Source organism: Streptomyces sp. NPDC005576 (genome assembly GCF_042871745.1).
Classification (GTDB): Bacteria; Actinomycetota; Actinomycetes; order Streptomycetales; family Streptomycetaceae; genus Streptomyces.
This window is the reverse complement of sequence record NZ_JBIAJC010000004.1, coordinates 131,563-151,931: the sequence shown is the minus strand read 5'-3', so window position 1 is coordinate 151,931 and position 20,369 is coordinate 131,563. Positions and strand designations below refer to the sequence as shown.

13 protein-coding genes and 1 pseudogene are annotated in these 20,369 nt (G+C 72.9%); 7 read left to right on the top strand and 7 right to left on the bottom strand.

Going from position 1 to position 20,369, the window contains the following annotated elements; genetic code table 11:
* A partial coding sequence (locus tag ACFYPN_RS08785) for a lipase family alpha/beta hydrolase (RefSeq protein ID WP_389297413.1) occupies positions 1-883 on the bottom strand: 883 nt, incomplete at its 3' end.
* Positions 884-1,782: 899 nt separating this feature from the next.
* On the opposite strand from ACFYPN_RS08785, the gene ACFYPN_RS08780 reads away from it, so the two are divergent.
* Positions 1,783-2,196 (top strand): cobalamin B12-binding domain-containing protein, encoded by a 414-nt coding sequence (locus ACFYPN_RS08780; RefSeq protein WP_358758924.1) that lies wholly within the window; start codon positions 1,783-1,785, stop codon positions 2,194-2,196.
* Positions 2,197-2,540: 344 nt separating this feature from the next.
* Here ACFYPN_RS08780 and ACFYPN_RS08775 read toward each other — a convergent pair whose 3' ends face one another.
* Positions 2,541-4,310, bottom strand: a complete 1,770-nt coding sequence (locus tag ACFYPN_RS08775; RefSeq protein WP_358758922.1) for a DUF5691 domain-containing protein — start codon at positions 4,308-4,310, stop codon at positions 2,541-2,543.
* Positions 4,311-4,477: 167 nt separating this feature from the next.
* Entirely contained in the window at positions 4,478-5,674 is a 1,197-nt protein-coding gene (locus ACFYPN_RS08770) for a hypothetical protein (protein ID WP_389297412.1), read from the bottom strand.
* On the opposite strand from ACFYPN_RS08770, the gene ACFYPN_RS08765 reads away from it, so the two are divergent.
* From ACFYPN_RS08765 to sucD, 5 genes are all read left to right on the top strand, one after another.
* Positions 5,673-6,905 carry an AAA family ATPase gene (locus ACFYPN_RS08765; RefSeq protein ID WP_358758918.1) on the top strand — a complete coding sequence of 411 codons (1,233 nt, stop codon included), beginning with the start codon at positions 5,673-5,675 and terminating at the stop codon, positions 6,903-6,905. The genes ACFYPN_RS08770 and ACFYPN_RS08765 overlap by 2 nt on opposite strands.
* Positions 6,902-9,622 (top strand): DUF5682 family protein, encoded by a 2,721-nt coding sequence (locus ACFYPN_RS08760; RefSeq protein ID WP_358758916.1) that lies wholly within the window; start codon positions 6,902-6,904, stop codon positions 9,620-9,622. The genes ACFYPN_RS08765 and ACFYPN_RS08760 overlap by 4 nt, the downstream gene beginning before the upstream one ends.
* Before the next feature lie 59 nt (positions 9,623-9,681).
* Positions 9,682-10,872 carry a VWA domain-containing protein gene (locus ACFYPN_RS08755; protein ID WP_358758953.1) on the top strand — a complete coding sequence of 397 codons (1,191 nt, stop codon included), beginning with the start codon at positions 9,682-9,684 and terminating at the stop codon, positions 10,870-10,872.
* Between the two features lie 482 nt (positions 10,873-11,354).
* Positions 11,355-12,536, top strand: coding sequence for an ADP-forming succinate--CoA ligase subunit beta (sucC, locus tag ACFYPN_RS08750; RefSeq protein ID WP_358758914.1), 1,182 nt, complete (start codon positions 11,355-11,357; stop codon positions 12,534-12,536).
* A gap of 21 nt (positions 12,537-12,557) precedes the next feature.
* Entirely contained in the window at positions 12,558-13,442 is an 885-nt protein-coding gene (sucD, locus tag ACFYPN_RS08745) for a succinate--CoA ligase subunit alpha (RefSeq protein WP_358758912.1), read from the top strand.
* A gap of 212 nt (positions 13,443-13,654) precedes the next feature.
* Here the strand turns inward: sucD and ACFYPN_RS08740 are convergent, their stop codons facing one another.
* The gene (locus ACFYPN_RS08740) at positions 13,655-14,545 is read right to left on the bottom strand and encodes a DNA-directed RNA polymerase sigma-70 factor (RefSeq protein ID WP_389297624.1); all 891 of its coding nucleotides are present in this window, start codon (positions 14,543-14,545) and stop codon (positions 13,655-13,657) included.
* A gap of 393 nt (positions 14,546-14,938) precedes the next feature.
* A pseudogene (locus ACFYPN_RS08735) lies at positions 14,939-15,133 on the bottom strand (helix-turn-helix domain-containing protein); the annotation flags it as partial.
* Between the two features lie 108 nt (positions 15,134-15,241).
* Here ACFYPN_RS08735 and ACFYPN_RS08730 point away from each other — a divergent pair.
* Entirely contained in the window at positions 15,242-17,119 is a 1,878-nt protein-coding gene (locus tag ACFYPN_RS08730) for a DUF6350 family protein (protein WP_358758909.1), read from the top strand.
* A gap of 129 nt (positions 17,120-17,248) precedes the next feature.
* Here the strand turns inward: ACFYPN_RS08730 and ACFYPN_RS08725 are convergent, their stop codons facing one another.
* Together ACFYPN_RS08725 and ACFYPN_RS08720 are read right to left on the bottom strand one after the other, a co-directional pair.
* A complete protein-coding gene (locus tag ACFYPN_RS08725; RefSeq protein WP_358758907.1) occupies positions 17,249-18,289 on the bottom strand; it encodes a glycoside hydrolase family 11 protein in 1,041 nt (346 codons plus the stop codon).
* Positions 18,290-19,025: 736 nt separating this feature from the next.
* On the bottom strand, positions 19,026-20,234 hold the full coding sequence (locus ACFYPN_RS08720) for a hypothetical protein (protein WP_389297409.1): 1,209 nt from the start codon (positions 20,232-20,234) through the stop codon (positions 19,026-19,028).
* Positions 20,235-20,369 lie beyond the last annotated feature (135 nt).

Sequence of the window (20,369 nt, the reverse complement as noted above, 5' to 3'; positions counted from 1 at the left end):
GCGTCGGGTCGGACGACGGGACGGCGGCAGGCAGGTCGGCGCCGCCGGGGTGGTCGAGTTCCTGGCGGATGCGGGCGGCGACCGCCGGGTGGACGGGGAGCGCGAGGTGGCCGATACCCGTGACCCGTACGTTCTCCGCGTCGAGATCCGGGTGGTCGATGCACGCGGTACGCACGGGGACCATCACCCGGTCCAGCTCGCTCCAGAAGGAGACGAAGTGGGTCCGGCACCCCGGCGCCGGGGTGCGCAACTCCTCGATGAAGTCGGAGCCCGCGCGCATCTGCCGCACAATCGGATGGGCGCTCGCCAGGGGAGCGGCGGCGGTGCCACTGTGCGGGGTGCCGAGCGTGACCAGGACGCGTACCCGGTGATCGCCGCCGAGGCGCTGCACGTAGTACCGGGCGATCAGGCCGCCCAGGCTGTGCCCGACGATGTCCACCCGCTGGTGCCCGGTGCGTTCGCAGATCTCCTCGACGTGCCGCCCCAGCAGCTCGGCGGCCGTACGGATGTCGCAGGTCAGCGGAGAGTAGTTGAGCGATTCCAGATGCCGCCTGCCGTGCCGGGCGAGGGAGCGGCGGAGCAGTACGAAAACGGAGCGGTTGTCGATGAATCCGTGCAGCAGCACCACCGGCGGCCGGTCGTCCCCCTGGGGGGCCGGCAACGCGGTCACGCCCGAGGGCAGCGCGTCGAGGTCCTGCTCGACACCGGGGGCGGCCTTGTGGCGCTCCGGGGTGAGGCCGGTCGGGTAGAACAGCACGTGTCCGGCGAGGATCGCCAGATCCAGAGCGGTGGCTTTGAGCAGCGCGGACGGTGCGCGCAGGTCGTGCGGTGACGGCAGGCGCAGCAGTCGCGGCAACAGGGTGAGCATGGACAGCAGCTTCATGGCCGACCTCCTGCACCGGCACGCGCGAACGGCTTCGGTCCCGCGCGCCTTAAGGGGGTGCCGTGGCGAGGTCGCGTGTCCGGCCAGCCGACCGATGCCGTTCCGGTGTCCGTCCGGTGTCCGTCCGGTGCCGGATCGTCTGCCGGGTGGCCGGTTCGTCCGTCCGGTGACTGCGCGGCAGGAGCGAGTCGTCCCGCACCCGTGGTGTCCCACGCCGTCGTGTCCCGTGCCGTCCTGTCCCGTGTCGTCCCGCCCCGCACCGCGTCGTGTGCCGTGCGGTTCGTTCCGTGCCGTCTCCTTCCGGGAGCGGCCCGGACCAGGTCCCGGCGGCCGGGATCTCCGGCCTGCCGGCCGTCCGGTTCCTCGGCAGCCCTGATCGGGCGGCCGGGGCACCGGACGGTCGCGGGGGCCGCACCTCCGCGCCGTGCGGCTGACGGCGCGGTTGTGCGGCGACCTCTGGCGGCTCCCCGTACGGCCGCCCCGGATGGCGGATGAGGGCCACTCGATGCAGGGCGGGCGCATGGCGAACATGTCCCACAAGGAGATTTCCCCCCTCACGTCCTTCACGAAACAGGACGCGACGGGGAAGGATGCTGACGATAACGTTCGTTCACATCAGTGGATCGTCGGATCGGGATGCGACGGGTAGTGCGGATCGGGATGGGGCGCGGGATCGCGGGATGCGGCGCCCCCGCGGCGCGGGATCGCGCGGTGCTGCGCGGTTCGGCCCGGCAGAGCGTGGTTCGGCGGGACGGTGCGTGGTTCGGCGGAGCAGAGCGTGGTTCGGTGGGACAGAGAGTGCGACCGGTGGGACAGAGAGTGCGACCGGCGGGGCAGAGCGTGCGACCGGCGGGACAGAGAGTGCGACCGGCGGTGCGGGAGACCAGGTGGAGGCAGTGATGGGTGTGTCCGGTCCGATTCGTGTAGTGGTGGCCAAGCCGGGGCTCGACGGCCATGACCGGGGGGCCAAGGTGATCGCGCGAGCACTGCGGGACGCCGGAATGGAGGTCATTTACACCGGTCTCCACCAGACCCCCGAGCAGATCGTGGCCACCGCCATCCAGGAGGACGCCGACGCTATCGGCCTCTCGATCCTCTCCGGCGCCCACAACACGTTGTTCGCGAAGGTGATCGACTTGCTGAAGCAGCGGGAGGCCGAGGACATCAAGGTCTTCGGTGGCGGGATCATCCCGGAGGAAGACATCCCGCCGCTCAAGAAGCTCGGGGTGGCAGCGATCTTCACCCCTGGTGCGACCACCACGGCAATCGTCGACTGGGTCAACGCGAACGTCCGTCACCCCGCGGACGCCTGACGCGGGTGGCACCCGCTGCCCGGGGCGGACCGGCGCCCGGGGCGGTCGGGGTGCGGGCCGGTCCGGGTGTGGTCGGGTCCGGGTGTGGTGCGGCCTGGAGTGTGGTCCGGCCCGGTGCCTGAGGCGGTCTGATGACCGGTTGCGGGGCAGGCTTTCGTCATTGCGAGCCGGTACCGCTGCCCCGGCGCGGAGGGCGACGCCGGGCGCAGGACGACGTCGGGCGCAAGGGCGACTCCAGGCGCAGGCGGCTCCGGGCGCAAAGGCACTCCGGGCGTAAGGGCGACTTCGTGCACAGGGCGGCTCCGGTCCGTCAGAGCACCCGTTCGTCGGGGTGACTCCGTGCGTCAGGGGGCGGCCCCGATCAGTTCGGCTTCCATGGCCGCGCGCAGCCGGAGGGTGGAGACCAGTCTCTGGAATGCCTCCGACCAGTAGCCGCCCGCCCCGGGTGAGGCGTCCTCGCGTTCGTCCTCCGTGGTGGTGAGGACCTCCAGTCGGTTGGCCTCGCCGGGGTTGAGGCAGCGCTCGGCCAGGCCCATGACTCCGCTGAAGCTCCACGGGTAGCTGCCTGCCTCCCTGGCGATGTCGAGCGCGTCGACGACCGCACGCCCGAGCGGTGCCGCCCAGGGCACGGCGCACACGCCCAGCAGCTGGAACGCATCGGAGAGGCCGTGGGCCGCTATGAAGTCGGCTGCCCATGCGGCGCGTTCCTCCCGGGGAAGGGTGGCGAGGAGCTTCGACCGCTCGGCCGGAGAGTCCGTCCCGGTGGCGTCCGACGGAGGTGCGGTGGGAACGCCGAGCAGTGCCCGCGCCCACCCCTCGTCCCGCTGCCGTACGGCGGCACGGCACCAGGCGGCGTGCAGATCGGCGGCCCAGTCGTCGGCCACCGGCAGCCCGACGATCTCCCGCGCCGTGCGTCCGCCCAGCTTGGCGGACCAGGTGGAGAGTGGTGTCGCTTCGACCAACTGGCTGAACCACCAGCTCCGTTCGCCCTTCCCTGCGGGCGGTACGGGGACCACACCGTCCCGTTGCATCGCGGCGTCGCACTCGTACGGTGCCTCTATGACCAGAGAGGGCCCGCCGGAGTCCGGTGGGGTGGCGCCGCCGGACCTGCGGTCCAGGCCGACGCACGAGACCGCGCGGGCGGCCATCCGGCGGCCCAGCGCCGTGCCGGGCAGGGTGGAGAGGAGTTCGGCAGCGGTGGCGCGGACATTGCGGCTGCGGTCGTCGAGCGCCTCCTCCAGGAAGTCCTCGTCCGCTCCGGAGAGCTTGGCGCGGAGGGTGTCCAGGAACATCAGCCGGTCCTCGGCGCGCTCGGCGGACCAGCTACCGACGAGCAGGCCCCGGGCCGCATCCGGGTCACGGAGCCGTACGGCACTGAGCAGCGCGATCCGCTCCGTGAACAGCCCCTCCTCCCACAACTCGCGTACCGCGTCCGTGTCGGCACCGCCGCCGGGTCCGCCCCGGAGGGCGGCTTGCGGAGCGCCGTCGCGCAGGGCGAACCGCCAGTCCGTGTTCAGGCCGGCCAGCCAGCGGCCACGCTGACCGGCGAAGACCAGCGCATGGGGACGCAAGTCGGTGCGGGCACGCGCCGCGTCCAGCAGCGGCGGGAGCAACGCCGCGGGGGCACGGTAGCCGTGCCGGTTGGCGGCGGCCAGCCACTGCGGGATCAGCTCCGTCAGATCGGGGGCCGTGCCACGTCGGCCACGGGGAGAGCCGCCCGTCCGGTCCGCGAGGAGTTGCGCCAGCCGGTGGCGGGCGGCCGGGGGCAACGGAGGCCGCGGGTCCTCGGGGGCCCGGTCGGGGAGCACTCCTGCCGCCGCGGGGCGCAGGCCCGCCCGGCGGCGTACGGCGTGCACCGCCGCCGCGTCCAACAGATCGGACGGACCGCCGGACCTGCCGTCCGGGGAGCGGGCCGGGCGCCGGTCCGTACCGAGGAGGGCTCGGGTGACCAGCTCGTCCCACTCCTCGGCCCGCTGTCGCGGTGGGGAGCCGGTCGGGTGCCGGGCGCCCGTGAGGACCGGCGCAGTGATGTCGGGGTGGTGGTGCGCGGTGGTGTGGGGGTGGTCGTGATCCGGGCAACCGGACTCGGGCGTCAGCGCGTGCGTCGCGGTCATGGTTCACCTCCGGTGGGGCGGTGCGCGAACGGGTGGGTCGGGTGCGTACGTGGGGGTGGAGCGTGTACGGGTGGGGTGAGGCGTGTACGGGTGGGTCGGGAGGGGGGTGGCGGGACGGGCCCGGGCGGACGTCCCCCTGTCGTGCCGTGCGGCGCGGTGCCGGGCGATCAGGTCAGGGCGACGGTCTCGACCGGGCCGGCGCGGTCTCCCCGGCCGGCGCCGTCGTCCTCACCGGCGGGCCAGGCCGTCAGAGGGGCGAAGCCACGTGGGCCCAACTCCCCGAAGACCGTGACCGGGTAACCACCCGAGAGCGCGGCGAGGCGCCAGAGCCCCGGCCTGGAACGCGGGCCCCCCGCTATCGGCAGGGCGGTCCCGGTCCCCTCGTCGGCGAGCTGCCAGCGGTCGGCGGAGGGGACGGGTATCACCGCGTCCAGCACCACCGGATGCCGCTCCGACCAGGGGTCCTCGCGCAGCGCCCGGCCGTACCCGGCGAGGGCCTCGGCGGGGGAGACACCCGGCGGGCGAGCGCAGGCGGCCTCAGGGGTGCCGAACACCGGCCCCAGCTCGGCACGGCATCCCGCTCCCGGATGCGGCGTCAGGTCCGCCTCCAGGACCGTGCCCACCGCAATGGATCGATCCGGGGCGCGGCCCCCCGCGCCGTAGGAGAGCACCACCGCCGTGCGGCCGGACACCCTGCCGTACAGCCAGATACGGCGGGTGACGAGCTTGCCGTCCGGGGTGTCGTACTGGGCGAGCACCTGCCAGCGGTCGCGCACCGGCGGGCCGTCCGGCGCGGACGGCAGCCCCACCCGGGTGCGGACCGTCGCGAACAGGGGTGCGGGCAGGCGATCGCGGCCCAGCCAAGCGGTGTTGAGCAGGTGCAGCAGCCCGCACTCCTCCAGCATCCGCACCGGCCACCCCGGCCCGGACCCGGGCAGCGCACCCAACTCATGCACCCGTGAAGCCAGTCCGGGAGCCTGGGCGTCGACCATCCGGGCGGCGGTCTCCTCCCACGAGTCGCTGCCGGACTGCCCGGACTGCCCGGACACCGCGAGGCCGGAGCGCAGAAGGTCGGCGAGGCGATCCTCCAACTCCCCTACACCATCGGTGATCCGGGCGGCCCGCCGCTCGGCACGCTTGCGCGCCGCCCCGGCGTCGGCCGGGGCGGCAGGTGCGCGCCCGGCCGGTTCGGCGGTCCGCGCGGACTCTCCCTCATGAGGCAGCAGCATGGCAACGACGTTAGGACCCCCCACTGACAATCGCGCTGACCTGCGGTGACGGTGAGTGAGGGATCGATTGTCAGTGGCGTGGTGCACGGTGGTGACACATCGGAGCGAGCGATGAGCGATCTGGAGGGGGACCATGACCGTGTACGAACGACCCGGGCAGTCCGCGGCCACCGGGCACGCGCAGGACCACAGCACGCCGGACGGCGGAACGCCGGGGACCACAGCACACGCGGGGGCGCTGTCGCACGGGGTGCTGCCGGACGGGGCCGCTCTGCCCGATGCGGGCACGGGGGTGCTCCGGCCGCACGCCGAGGATGCGTTCGCCGACGAACTCAAGGCGCTGGCCGCCGCCGACGACCGCCCGCGACCTGCCCGTTGGTGCCTCTCGCCGTGGGCCGTATCCACCTATCTGCTCGGCGGGACACTTCCGGACGGCACGGTGATCACCCCCAAGTACGTGGGCCCGCGCCGGCTCGTCGAGGTCGCCGTGACCACCCTCGCCACCGACCGTGCCCTGCTGCTCCTCGGCGTCCCGGGCACTGCCAAGACGTGGGTCTCCGAGCACCTGGCGGCAGCCGTCAGCGGTGACTCGACCCTCCTCGTCCAAGGCACGGCAGGCACGCCCGAGGAAGCGATCCGGTACGGCTGGAACTACGCACAGTTGCTCACCCACGGCCCCAGCCGCGCCGCCCTGGTGCCGGGCCCGCTGATGCGCGCCATGGCGGAGGGACTGACCGCCCGGGTGGAGGAACTGACCCGCATCCCGGCCGATGTGCAGGACTCGCTGATCACGATCCTGTCGGAGAAGACCCTTCCCATCCCCGAACTGGGTCAGGAGGTGCAGGCGGTGCGGGGGTTCAACCTCATCGCCACCGCCAACGACCGCGACCGGGGCGTGAACGACCTCTCCAGCGCGCTCCGCCGCCGCTTCAACACCGTCGTGCTGCCACTCCCGGCCACGCCCGAGGACGAGGTGGACATCGTCTCCCGGCGGGTCGACCAGATGGGCCGCGCCCTGGACCTGCCGGCCGCTCCCGAGGGCTTGACCGAGATCCGGCGGGTCGTCACCGTCTTCCGCGAACTGCGCGACGGCGTGACCACCGACGGACGCACCCGGGTCAAGTCCCCTTCCGGCACGCTCTCCACCGCCGAGGCGATCTCCGTCGTCACCCACGGCCTCGCGCTCGCCACCCATTTCGGTGACGGAACACTGCGCCCGGATGACGTCGCCGCCGGCATTCTCGGTGCGGTCGTCCGCGACCCGGCGGCGGACCGGGCCGTCTGGCAGGAGTACCTGGAGACCGTCGTCCGCGAGCGGGATGGCTGGAAGGACTTCTACCGAGCCTGCCGCGAGGTCTCACCATGACGACCTCGCGGCCCTCGGTCCCCGCGCCCTCGGTCCCGTTGCCCCCGGCGCCGGCCCCACTGCCCGTGATCCCGCCACTCACTGCTTCCGCTCCTGCGGCGCGCTCGGGCGCGGGCGCGGCACCAGGGGCTCCGGGACCGCTGCTGCTGGGCGTGCGGCACCACGGGCCGGGGTCCGCGCGGGCAGTCCTGGCCGCGCTGGAAGCGGTTCGGCCACGCGCCGTGCTGGTGGAAGGTCCGCCGGAGGGAGACGGGTTGCTCCCGCTCGCGGCCGATCCGGACATGCGGCCCCCGGTGGCACTGCTCGCCCACGCCGAGGACGATCCGGGGCTGGCCTCGTTCTGGCCGATGGCCGAGTTCTCACCGGAGTGGGTCGCGATCCGCTGGGCGCTCGCGCACGGGGCGGCCGTCCGCTTCATCGACCTCCCCGCCGCCCATTCGCTGGCACTCGCGGCGGCGGCCCCGGGCGAAGGGACCGGGGAGACCGCGCCGGCTCCGCCCGACCCGATCGAGGTGCTGGCCGAAGCCGCCGGGCACGACGACCCCGAGCGGTGGTGGGAGGACGTGGTCGAACACCGGTCCGCGCCGACCGGCGCCGACCCCCTCGCTCCGTTCACCGCGCTGGCCGAGGCGATGACGGCGCTGCGCGAGACGTACGGGGACGGCGGGCATCCCCGCGACGCGGTGCGCGAGGCCTTCATGCGCATGCAGCTGCGAGCGGCACGGAAGGAGTTCGGCGACGAGGTCGCAGTCGTCTGTGGAGCCTGGCACGTGCCCGCCCTCGCGGCGCGGACCACCCTCACCGCCGACCGTGCCCTGGTGAAGGGGCTTCCCAAGGTCAGGACCGGTATGACCTGGGTGCCCTGGACGCACCGGCGGCTGGCCCGGCACAGCGGATACGGCGCCGGCATCGAGGCCCCCGGCTGGTACGCCCACCTCTTCCGCGCGCGGGACCGGCCCGTCGAGCGATGGATGACGAAGGTCGCGGGCCTGCTCCGCGACGAGGACAGGTTAGTCTCCCCGGCCCACGTCATCGAGGCGGTACGGCTCGCCGAGACGCTCGCGGCCCTGCGAGGCCGCCCGCTCGCCGGGCTCGACGAGGCCACCGACGCGGTCCGGGCCGTCATGTGCGACGGGTCCGACGTGCCCCTCGCCCTCGTCCACGAAGGACTCGTCGTCGGCGAGGAGTTCGGTCAAGTCCCTGACGGTGCACCGGCCGTGCCCCTCCAGCGGGACCTGACCCGGCAGCAGCGCGCCCTGCGCCTGAAGCCGGAACCACCGGACCGCGACGTGGAGTTCGACCTCCGGCAGGACACCGACGCGGCGAGGAGCCGGCTGCTGCACCGGCTGCGCCTCCTCGCCGTGGACTGGGGCGAGCCCGTGGCCGGCCGGGGGAGCACCGGCACTTTCCGGGAGACCTGGCGGCTGCGGTGGGAGCCGGAGCTCATGGTCCGGATCGCCGAGGCCGGCACCTGGGGCACCACCGTCCTGACCGCCGCGACCGCCAAGGCCGAGTCGGACGCACGGGCCGCGACCACCCTCGCCGAGGTCACCGCCCTCGCCGAACTCTGCCTTCTCGCGGGGCTGCCCGGCGCCCTGCCCGTGGTGATGCGGGCCCTCGGGGACCTCGCCGCGCTCGACACGGACGTGGCCCATCTCGCCGAGGCCCTGCCGGCGTTGGCCCGCTCGCTGCGGTACGGGGACGTACGGGCCACGGACACCGGTGCGCTCGGCGAGGTCGCCGCCGGACTGGCCGAACGGGTCTGCGTCGGGCTTCCCGCCGCGTGCACGGCCCTGAACGCCGACAGTGCGGAGGCCATGCGCCACGCGGTGGACGAGGTGCACGGCGCGATCACCCTCCTGACACCACCGGACGGGCCGACCGCCGCGGACGGGCCGGTGCCCCCGGACGGGCCGACCGCGGACGGGCCGGCGTCTCCGGACGGGCTGCGGGGGCGCTGGGTGGCGGTGCTGCACAAGCTGTCGGCCCGGGACACGGTCGCCGGGGTCGTGCGGGGCCGGGCCACCCGGCTGCTGCTGGACGAGGGAAGGCTCGGGGACGACGAGGCCGCGCGGCTCATGAGCCTCGCCCTCTCGCCCGGCACCCCGCCCCCGCACGCCGCCGCATGGATCGACGGCTTCATCGGAGGGGCTTCCGGCGGCGGGATGCTCCTCGTGCACGACGAGCGCCTGCTCGCCCTCGTGGACGGCTGGCTGACCGGCGTACCCGACCACGCCTTCACGGACGTACTGCCGCTGCTCCGTCGCACCTTCTCCGCGTACGAACCCGGTGTGCGGCGCACCCTGGGGGAGCTGGCCCGCAGGGGACCGGCCGCGGGTGGGCGGGCCCGGGGGTCCACCACCGGGACGGCGTTGCCCGGCTTCGGGCCAGAGCTGGACGAACCGCGGGCCGACGCCGTACTCCCGGTGCTGCGCCTGGTCCTCGGACCCGAACGGATCCCGGAGTCCACGGGACCTGATGGGTGCGCGGAGTCCGCGGGGTGCGACCCCGGCCGAATTCCTGCCGAACCCCGGCCTGACCGATCGGGCGGATGCGACCGGCCCGACCGATCCGACCGGCCCGACCGGCCTGATGGACCCGATGGGCCTGAACCACCCGACCGTCCTGCCCCTACCGGCTCTCCCGGCCGTCCCGACCCATCTGGCCACCGACGGGACCTGCCTGCCCTTCCGCATGAAGGAGTCGATCGACCGTGACGGATCACGACCCCGGGACGGGGCGAGCCCCGGAGCCCTCCTGCCCGTCGGCCGCACGTCTGTCCGGCGACGAGCGGCTGAGGCGGTGGCGGCTGGTGCTGGGTTCCGACAGCGCGGAGTCCACCGGCCACACCCCCGAGGGCCGGGACGCCGCGATGGACCGTACCCTCACCGCGCTCTACGGCGGTGGGAAGAGGCCGGCCACCCGCACTCCCGGTGAGCGTGGGGCCGGACTCGGTGCGTCCGCTCCCGCCGCCGCCCGCTGGCTCGGCGATATTCGCACGTACTTCCCCACCCCGGTCGTCCAGGTCATGCAGCGGGACGCGATCGAGCGACTCGGCCTCGCCGCCCTGCTGCTGGAACCCGAGATGCTGGACGCGGTCGAAGCCGACGTCCACCTCGTCGGCACTCTCCTCTCGCTCGGCGGGGCGATGCCGGAGACCACGCGGGAGACGGCCCGCGCGGTGGTGCGCAAGGTCGTCGACGACCTGGAGAAGAGGCTGGCCGGCCGCACCCGGGCGACCCTCACCGGAGCTCTGGACCGCTCCGTGCGGACCGGCAGAGCGCGCCACCGCGACATCGACTGGAACCGCACCGTCCGCGCCAACCTCAAGAACTACGTCCCGCTCCCCGCGGCAGAGGGCGCGGACCCCACGAAGAGCGCGCCCGGAGCCGGCACCGTTGTCCCGGAGCGGCTCATCGGTTACGGGCGGGCCGGGCGGGCCGTGCGCAAGGAGGTCGTCCTCTGCGTCGACCAGTCGGGCTCGATGGCCGCCTCCGTCGTCCACGCGGCCGTCTTCGGCGCGGTCCTCGCCTCGATGCGTTCGCTGGATACCCGGCTGATCGTGTTCGACACCGCCGTCGTGGACCTCACCGACCAACTGGACGACCCCGTCGACGTCCTCTTCGGTACCCGGCTCGGTGGCGGTACGGACATCAACCGGGCCCTCGCCTACTGCCAGGCACGCATCACCCGCCCCGCCGACACCGTCGTCGTACTGATCAGCGACCTCTACGAGGGCGGGATACGTGACCGGATGCTCGAGCGGGTCGCGGCGATGAGGGATGCCGGAGTGGAGTTCGTGGCGCTGCTCGCGCTCTCGGACGAGGGGGCGCCCGCGTACGACCGGGAGCACGCGGCGGCCCTGGCCGCCCTCGGCGTCCCCGCGTTCGCCTGCACCCCGGACCTCTTCCCCGAGGTGATGGCGGCGGCCCTGGAGAAGCGACCCCTGCCGATTCCGGAGCGGTAGGAGACCGGCAGGGCGGCGAGGCAGGACCGGCGAGGCAGGACCGGTAGCAGATACGCGGGCCCCGCCCCGCGGACGCCCGGGGGGACGCTCGGGGGACGCCCGCGGGACCCACTTCCGGTCCGCCGCCCGACCCGGTCGGGGTGGCCCATCTCTCATCGGTCCGACGGTTGAGCCGACGCTCGTGCGGTCGTTGCCCCGCGCGTTCTGCCCGCACCCCCGTTGACCAGCGGGGCCACCGGTGCGGCACCGCGCCGTTTTGTCCCCTCCGGCCCGGTCACCAGCGGCGCCTGTGACCGTAATCACCGTTCGTGCGCGATCTCCGATTTATGGTCGGGCGGAGCGCGGGGATAACCTGCCGGATGGACATGCCGCGTACCGGACACCGTGTACGCATTCCTTGGTGACAGCGCAGTCACGTTTGCCCCTCGCGGCACGCCCACGCATCAAACCAACCGCGAGACCACTAAAAGGGACGGACGCGCGTGGACCTGTTCGAGTACCAGGCGAGGGACCTCTTCGCCAAGCACGGTGTACCGGTGCTGGCCGGTGAAGTCATCGACACGCCTGAGGCAGCCCGCGAGGCGACCGAGCGGCTGGGCGGCAAGTCTGTCGTCAAGGCCCAGGTGAAGGTCGGCGGTCGTGGCAAGGCCGGCGGCGTCAAGCTGGCCGCCGACGCCGACGAGGCGGTCGCCCGCGCGACCGACATCCTCGGCATGGACATCAAGGGCCACACGGTCCACAAGGTGATGATCGCCGAGCTGTCCCCGGAGATCGAGGCGGAGTACTACGTCTCGTACCTCCTCGACCGCACCAACCGCACCTTCCTGGCCATGGCCTCGGTGCAGGGCGGCATGGACATCGAGGAGGTCGCGGAGAAGACCCCCGAGGCCCTCGCGAAGGTCCCGGTCAATGCCGTGGACGGTGTCGACATCGTCAAGGCGCGCGAGATCGTGGCTCTGGCGAAGTTCCCGGCCGATGTGGCCGAGGGTGTCGCCGAGGCGATGGTGACCCTGTGGGACACCTTCGTCGCCGAGGACGCGCTCCTCGTCGAGGTCAACCCGCTGGTGAAGACCAAGGACGGCCGCATCCTGGCACTGGACGGCAAGGTCTCGCTCGACGAGAACGCCGGCTTCCGCCAGCCCGAGCACGAGGCGCTCGAGGACAAGGCCGCGGCCGACCCCCTCGAAGCCGCCGCGAAGGCCAAGAACCTCAACTACGTCAAGCTCGAGGGCGAGGTCGGCATCATCGGTAACGGTGCCGGTCTGGTCATGTCGACCCTGGACGTCGTCGCGTACGCCGGTGAGAACCACGGCAACGTGAAGCCCGCCAACTTCCTCGACATCGGTGGCGGCGCCTCCGCCGAGGTCATGGCGAACGGCCTGGAGATCATCCTCGGCGACCCGGACGTCAAGTCCGTGTTCGTCAACGTCTTCGGTGGCATCACCGCATGTGACGAGGTCGCCAACGGCATCGTCCAGGCGCTCGCGCTGCTGGAGAGCAAGGGCGAGAAGGTCGAGAAGCCCCTCGTCGTGCGTCTCGACGGCAATAACGCGGAGCTGGGTCGCAAGATCCTCTCCGACGCCAACCACCCGCTGGTGCAGCGCGTGGACACCATGGACGGCGCGGCCGACAAGGCCGCCGAGCTCGCCGCGGCTGCGAAGTAAAGGAAGAGGGACTCCAACACCATGGCAATCTTCCTCACCAAGGACAGCAAGGTCATCGTCCAGGGGATGACCGGCGCCACGGGCATGAAGCACACCAAGCTCATGCTGGCCGACGGCACCAACATCGTCGGTGGCGTGAACCCGCGCAAGGCCGGCACGTCCGTCGACTTCGACGGCACCGAGATCCCGGTCTTCGGCTCCGTTGCCGAGGCGATGGAGAAGACGGGCGCCGACGTGTCCGTCCTCTTCGTGCCGCCGGCCTTCGCGAAGGCCGCCGTCGTCGAGGCGATCGACGCCGAGATCCCCCTCGCCGTCGTCATCACCGAGGGCATCGCCGTCCACGACTCCGCCGCCTTCTGGGCGTACGCGGGCTCGAAGGGCAACAAGACCCGGATCATCGGCCCGAACTGCCCGGGTCTGATCACCCCCGGCCAGTCCAACGCCGGCATCATCCCGGGCGACATCACCAAGCCCGGCCGCATCGGTCTCGTGTCCAAGTCCGGCACGCTGACCTACCAGATGATGTACGAGCTCCGTGACATCGGCTTCTCCTCCGCCGTCGGCATCGGTGGCGACCCGGTCATCGGTACGACGCACATCGACGCCCTCGCGGCGTTCGAGGCGGACCCCGACACCGACCTCATCGTCATGATCGGTGAGATCGGTGGCGACGCCGAGGAGCGTGCCGCCGACTTCATCGCGAAGAACGTCACGAAGCCGGTCGTCGGCTACGTCGCTGGCTTCACCGCGCCCGAGGGCAAGACCATGGGTCACGCAGGCGCCATCGTCTCCGGCTCCTCCGGCACCGCCGCCGCGAAGAAGGAGGCCCTCGAGGCCGCCGGCGTGAAGGTCGGCAAGACGCCGACCGAGACCGCCAAGCTGGCGCGCGAGATCCTCGGCGCCTGATCAGGCTGATCAGGCTGATCAGCCGGATCACGGGCACCGCGGCGGCACCGCGGTCGCGCCCCGTGTGAACGCGCCACGACGGCGCGGGCCCGTACCCCTTCCCGGGGTGCGGGCCCGCGCCGTTTCGTCGTTCCGGAAGGCCCGTTCCGGAAGGCCCGTTCCGGAAGGCCCGTTCCGGAAGGAGGAGTGGCCGTCCGGGGAGGGGGCGGTCGTCAGCGGGCCAGTGGCACGACGCGTTCCGGTCCGTGGACGAACTCCTCGCGCAGGGATGCCTTCAGTTCCAGGTCCTGCTCGGTCAGTTGCTGCGGGCCACCGCGCGGGGGGACTCCTCCGACGCGTTCGGCGGGGGAGAGGGGTTCCTCGTACCGGGTCGGCGCGGTGTGCAGGGTGAAGGCGGTCGCACCGATGAGCAGGGCGGCGAAGGCGATGGCCGCCCTGGTCCACAGCTGGGCCTTGCGCTCGCTCCCGGCGCGTACGGCCTTCGGAGCGGGCAGGGCCGGGGGTGGTCCGACGGCCGCGAGGGAGTGGAGCCGCTCGCGCAGCAGGGTGGAGAGCTCCGCGGACGACGGGGCCTCCGCCAGTTCCGGCAGTCGCTCGGCGAGCGCGGCGCGCGCGTTCACCAGCCGCCCGGCGGCGGCCGGTGTGCTCGCCTCCGTCTCTGCCGCGGTCTCCGGCAGATCGAGCCCGACCCCGTCGTAGAGCAGCACTGTGCGGCGGGAGGCCGGCGGCAGCGCGAGAAACGCTTCCAGCGTCGCCCGCCGCTCCGGGTCGGCGGGCGGCGCGTCCGGGTGGCGGTGGGCGCGGCGCACCCGGTGCCACGGCGACAGTGCGTACTCGTGAGCGGTGGCCCGTACCCAGCTCGCCGGGTCCCGGTCCACCGCGACTTCGGGCCACCGCTCCCACGCCGTGTGGAAGGCACGCTCCACGGACTCCCGGGAGAGGCCCCGGCGCCCGGTCAGCAGAAACGCCTGGCCGACCAGCCCGGGGGCGGTCCGGTGGTAGAGCGCGTCGAAGGCCGCCTCCGGGGTCGGCCCCGGAGGTACGTCCGGCTCGGGCGGCACCGGCACAGGCACCGGCACCGGCAGCGGCACAGGGGCCGGCACCGGAACGGCTCCGTCCGACACGGGCGCCGCAACGTCTCCTTCCGGGGCCGGGGCCGGGGCAGGGGCCGGGGTGGCTCGCCCCGGATCGTCCTGATCCGGGGAGGGGGTGGCCTGATCCGAGGAGGGGGCGACGTCGTCCTGATCAGGGGGCTGCGTGAGGTCGGGCGCGGTCGGGGACATGGGGGTGCTCCCGGGAGCTACGACGGTGGGGGGCGGTGCGGCGGCATCCGCCGGACCGGGCGCGGCGGGACGCGAGGGCGGGGCTGAACCCGTGGACGGAGACGAACCCGTGGCCGGGGCTGACCCCTTGGAGGACGGAGGCGCACCCGTGGCCGGCGTGGGGCCCGTCCGGCGGTCCGTCCGGCGCCCCGGCCGGTGATCGGCGCATCCGATGAGCTGGGCGTACGCCACCCGTTTACGCCCTCGCGGGGCCGTACGCCCCGACTCCCAGGACCGGACGGTGGCCGGCGTGACTCCGACCGCGGAGGCCACCTGCTCCTCACTCAGTGATTTCGCCTCGCGCAGCCTCCGCCGTTCCTTGGGGGACGGCAGCGGAACGTCGGCGGTGCCGGTCGTACTCTCCGTCACGGGTGGCTCCCCGTAACACTGCACTGGGTGAAAAAGTACATAAACGTATATTGGGCGACACGACGCCTGTTCGCCCGTTACACGGATTCAGCGCGTGTCGTTGGCAGCATGGCGGGCGTGACCCAAGTGACCGATCGCAGCCCGATGTTGTCCTCCGGACGTGGCAGGGCCGCCGCCCTGGCCTCCGCACTCCTGCGGGGTGCGATCGCGGCCGGACTCGGTCTCGGCATCCTCACCGTCCTCCTGATGGCGCTCTGGATCAGCTCGCCGTACTCCAACGCCGGACCAGGCCGGGCGGTCCGTACGGCGGCGGCCCTGTGGCTGCTCTCGCACGGTGCCGAACTCGTCCGGACGGACACCCTCAGCGGAATCCCCGCCCCGGTGGCGACCGTCCCCCTGCTCTTGACGGCGGTCCCCGTGTGGCTGCTGCACCGGGCCGCCCGCGACGCGCTCGACGCCGCGGACCCCGGGGGCCCGGGGGACCTGATGGAGGACCGGCCGCCCTCGGCCGCCGCCATCTGCTTCGCGGTGGTGACCGGCTATCTGCTGGTGGTCGGGGGAGCGGTGGCCTTCGTAGGGTCGGCTCCGTTGCGCGTGGACACCGGTGATTCGGCGACGCTGGCGTTCCCCCTGGTGGCGGTGGTGGCGGGCGCCGCCGCGGCCGGGGTGTGGACGGCGTCCGGCCGGCCGCTGGGCGCCACCCCTTCCTGGGCGCCGCTCCGGGTCCAGGAGGCGGTGGCCCGTACCCTCTTCCGCGACCGTGCCGAGGCGGCGACCCGGTCGGCGGTGGCGGGGGTGGCGGTGCTGCTCGGCGGAGGCGCGCTGCTCGTCGCCGTGGGACTCGTACGGAACAGGGCCGCTGCCGGGGAATCGTTTCTGGCGCTCTCGGACGAGACGTCCGGGCAGGTCGCCGTGGTGCTCCTCGCGCTGGCGCTGGTGCCCAACGCGGCTGTGTGGGCGGCGTCGTACGGCCTCGGCCCCGGCTTCTCGCTCGGTACGGCGGCGACGGTCGCCCCCCTCGGTTTTCACGGCGACCCCGCGCTGCCCAGGTTCCCGCTGCTGGCCGCCCTGCCGGAACCGGGTCCCGGAACGGCCGTGAACGGAGTGTCGGGCGTCGTCCCTCTGATGGCGGCCGTCGCCGTCGCCTGGTTCACCGTACGGAGGGCCGCCCCGCTGTACGGCGCGCGCGAGGATGCCTGGAGCCCGGGGGAGACCGCGCTGGTCACCGGGCTCGCGGCGATCGGCTGCGGGGTGGGCACGGCAGCTCTCGCCGCCCTCGCGGGCGGGCCGATGGGCACCCGGGCGCTCGCCGAGTTCGGACCGGTCTGGTGGCTGACCGGTGCCGCCGCGGTCCTCTGGACCGCCGTGCTCGGAGTACCCCTGGCTCTGCTGATGCGGTCCTGGCGACTGCGCGAACAGACCTGGGGATGGCGGTGGGAGACGGCCTGCGCGGTGCCCGGTGCGGGAGTGGAGAGCGTGGTGCCCGACCCCGCCGTGGTACCGGAATGGACGGCGCGGCCGGGGCGCGCGTTCAGTTCGTGGCGGTCCGGTCCGGGGACGTCGCCCGGGACCGCTCCCGGGAGCGCATCCTCGGGCGGGGCCTCCGGGGTGTCCATCGAGGTCGGCTTCGCTGACGCGCGCGCCTGGTGGAAGCCGCGTCTCCCCTGGCGGAAGCCCGAGGCACCGGACGCCGTACCGGCCAGGACGCCGGATTCCGCCGACCCGCACCGCCCCGCCGACCGGGAGCATCCGGTGGGCCCGCAGAGCCCGGCCGGTTCGGAGCGCGGGGCCGACGCGGAGCAGTCGGCCGGTTCGGAGCGCCCGGCGGACGCGCCTCCCGCCCCCGTGGTCGCTCCACCCGTTCTCCCGCCCGTCGCTCCCGCCGCACCGGGGTCCGAACAGTACGACTTCCTGCCGAGGTCGGAGCCGACGAGCCGCCCCGAGCCGCAGGGCCCCCGGCCGACGACGGACGGCGCGGCACCCTGAGGATGCCGCGCCGCCGCGCCGGTCGGGGGCCCTGCTGATGTGCGGTGGTGCGGTCGAGACGGGTACTGCGTTCGGTGCTGGTGCTGGTGCTGGTGCTGGTGCTGGTGCTGGTGCTGTGGTCGGTACGGGTCAGCCGGCGGTGCAGGTGACCGTCGGCCAGGTCCAGGTGCCGTTGGTCTGGAGCGTCACGCCGAAGTTGTTGCCACTGCCGTTGGGCTTGGCCACGAGTTGCTGAGCGCTCGGGTAGCTCGCGCCGACGTTCCAGGTCGAGAGGACCTTTTCGGGCGAGGGCACGTTCATGGTCACGGTCCAGTTGCTGGAGCCGGTGACCGCGACGTTGAGGTTGTAGCGGTCGCTCCACTTGTCTCCTGCGGAGAGCGTCGCGGTGCAGCCACCGCTCGTACCGCCGCCGGTGCCGCCACCACCCGTGCCGCCACCGCCAGTGCCGCCACCGCCGGTGCTTCCGCCGGAGGAGTCGATCGTGATGTTGGAGTTACCGCTGCTCTGGTACCCCTCGGTGGCGAGGGCCATGTAGTTGAAGGAACCCAGGTTCATGCCCTTGCTCGCCCAGGCGTCGAAGTGGTTGCCCGTCGTGATGGTCCCGCCGGTCTTCTTGGACTGCCGGACGCTCCAGTACTGGTTGAACGTCTTGCCGTCACCCTCGATGGACGGAGCGTTGGTCCGCGTCGTCTCGTAGATGTCGTACGTGCCGCCGTCGGTGGTGACGGTGCCCTTGAACGTGCCGGTGGGCCGGAAGGTGCCCCAGTTGTCGACGATGTAGTACTCGACGAGCGGGTTGGTGGTCCAGCCGTAGAGGGACAGGTACGCATTGCCGGACGGGTTGAAGGTGCCGGTGTAGTTCACGGTTCGGCGTCCTCCGGTGCTCCATCCCTTACCGGCGACGAAGTTCCCGACATTGCTCCACGAGGTGCTGTAATTCCCGCCCGCGCCGAGGTTCATGGAGACCGATCCGCCACCGTCGGACCAGTACGAGTAGTAATAGCCGTTGTTGGTGCCGGTCTGGTTCGTGGTGATCGTCGTGTCGGCGTTGGCGGTGCCCGGCAGGATCAGTGCGGTCACCGCCGCAGCCAGGGCGAAGGCCCGGCCGAGGAGCCGGAAGCGACCGAGGCCGCGACTCCTCGAACGAGTGGTGCCTTCCTTCGTGTACATGGTTCCTCCTTGTGCGGACTGGCCGGAGGCCAGGTGGCGGGACGCCACCCCTCCCTGTGAATGTCATGAACGCGTCAGGAAGTGAGCCGTGTCGGCGCAACGGGCGACGTGGCGGGGTGGGGCGTTCCTGATGCAGCCGGGAACCGGAGGGATGGGTCGTGCGGGTGCCTCAAATCGACGGCCTTTGAGGTCTGTCAGCGACGTCAGTGTTGATTCGGCGCTCTTGGGTGTCAATGGTTTCGGCAGGCATTGCGAAAAACTTTTTTGGCTCGGCAGGGAGCCTGATGAGTGTTTCCCCAGGTCAGTGCGAGTGTCGTCCGATGAAGGCGCAACAGGGTTGGGACAATGCCCGGATACGAGAAGGTATAAAGGATTGTCGAGAGGCGGGGAATTCGAAACATTTCGAAAGTTTTTCGAGTGCGCAGAGGTATATCGGAATGCGCTCGTGAGGGGGTATCGGAACTGTGGCGAGCAACCGTTGAGGACCGGCCGGAAGGCCGGGAGCCATGCACTGCGGTCCGCGGTGAGTGCCGGGGTGGCGGGGGTGCCGGGGCGTTCGGAGGTGCGGCTGGTGCCGCGTCTGTGCGCGCGGCTCGAGGCTCGGCTGCGCATCCGCAGTGGCCGGATTTCGCCCTCGCGGGGACAGTCCTCCGCCTCGGGCGAACGACGTCCCCCCATGCGAGCGGCCCGGCTCCTGGGTCAGGAGCCGGGCCGGGTTCGGTGCGCTGGGGGAGGGTCAGTTCTTGACGCCGAAGATCGGTTCGAGGGGGTCCGGCAGGAGATCGTTGCAGGCCAGCGCGCTGGAGCGGGTCAGCGCGTCGTTCACGCAGGTGTAGTAGTCGCGGTAGACCAGTTCGACGGTGAACGTCCCGGCCACCATCACCAGCGCCAGCAGCGCGGTCACCAGACCGCTGACCGCGGCCGTGGTCTGCGGTTTGCCGGCCGCTCCCGGCACGGGCCGTCCAGGCTGACCGCCCGGCGGTACGGAGCCGGGCGCGGGCTGCCCGCCGGGAACACCGCCGCCCCCCGGAGCGCGGACCCCCGGGGCGTCGATTCCCGGAGCGTCGACTGTGGAGGTGGGAGCCGCTCCGGCCTGGCCGGAACCCGTCGTACCGTCGGCCGGGGCGGGCGGCTTCGGGGCGGCCCGCAGCGAGCTGATCGCCCAGTACGTACCGAGCGCGCCGAGCAACAGGGCGATCTCCGGGAAGCCGAACAGGACGAAGAAGAAGGCCCACATTCCGCTGAGCACCGCGTAGCGGGCGCGGCGCTGGGCGGGATCGGTGGGGTCCCAGCGCATTCCGCCCCGGCCGCCCTCGGGGCGCTCCGGGCCACCGCCGCCACCGGCGCCGGGGCGGCGGCCGAAGTCGCCGCCCTCCCGGCCCGGCTGACGGTCGCTCCACTGGCTGCCCCAGGCCGGGCGTCCGCCGGACGGGCCGTTCCCGTTGCCGTGACCGTTCCCGTGGTCGCCGCCCTGACCACCGTCCTGGCCGCCGCCCGGCCCGTTGCCCTGGCCGCTGTGGGCCGAGGGGTGGCGGGGCCGCCAGGGCTGGTCGGGCCGCCCCTGCGGGGGGGCCGCGAACGGGTTGTCCTCGGCGGGCGGTGCGGGAGTGGGCGCGCCCCGGCCCTCGGCCTCGTCGGGGGCGCCCTGCGCGCCGGACGGGCCCGAGGTGTCCGGCGCGCCCGGGCCGGTGGCCCCCGTGGAGTTACCCGTCGAGCCGGAGTTACCCGTCGAGCCGGTGGGACCGGTGGGACCGGTGGAGCCGGGCGCCTCGGAACCGCCGTGCGGAGAGGGCTGCCGCTCCCGCAACAGGGGCGACGGCAGTGCGGTCGCCGACATGGTCGGGGCGCTCCCGGTCACCGGCGAGAGGTGCGGATGGCGCGAAAGGCGCGAAAGGCGCGAAGGGTGGAAAGGGCGGGAGTCGGTGCGGCGGCGTCGGTCCGGCATGTGGTGAACGTCTTCCCCATCTCGTCGTTTCCGCCCGTCGGACGGTTCGCGTCCCCTGACGCTACCTCCCGGCCACGCCCCCGTCCCGTGGGGGCCGCAGGGTGTGCCGGTATCGTTGCCGACGGTCGGTCCGTT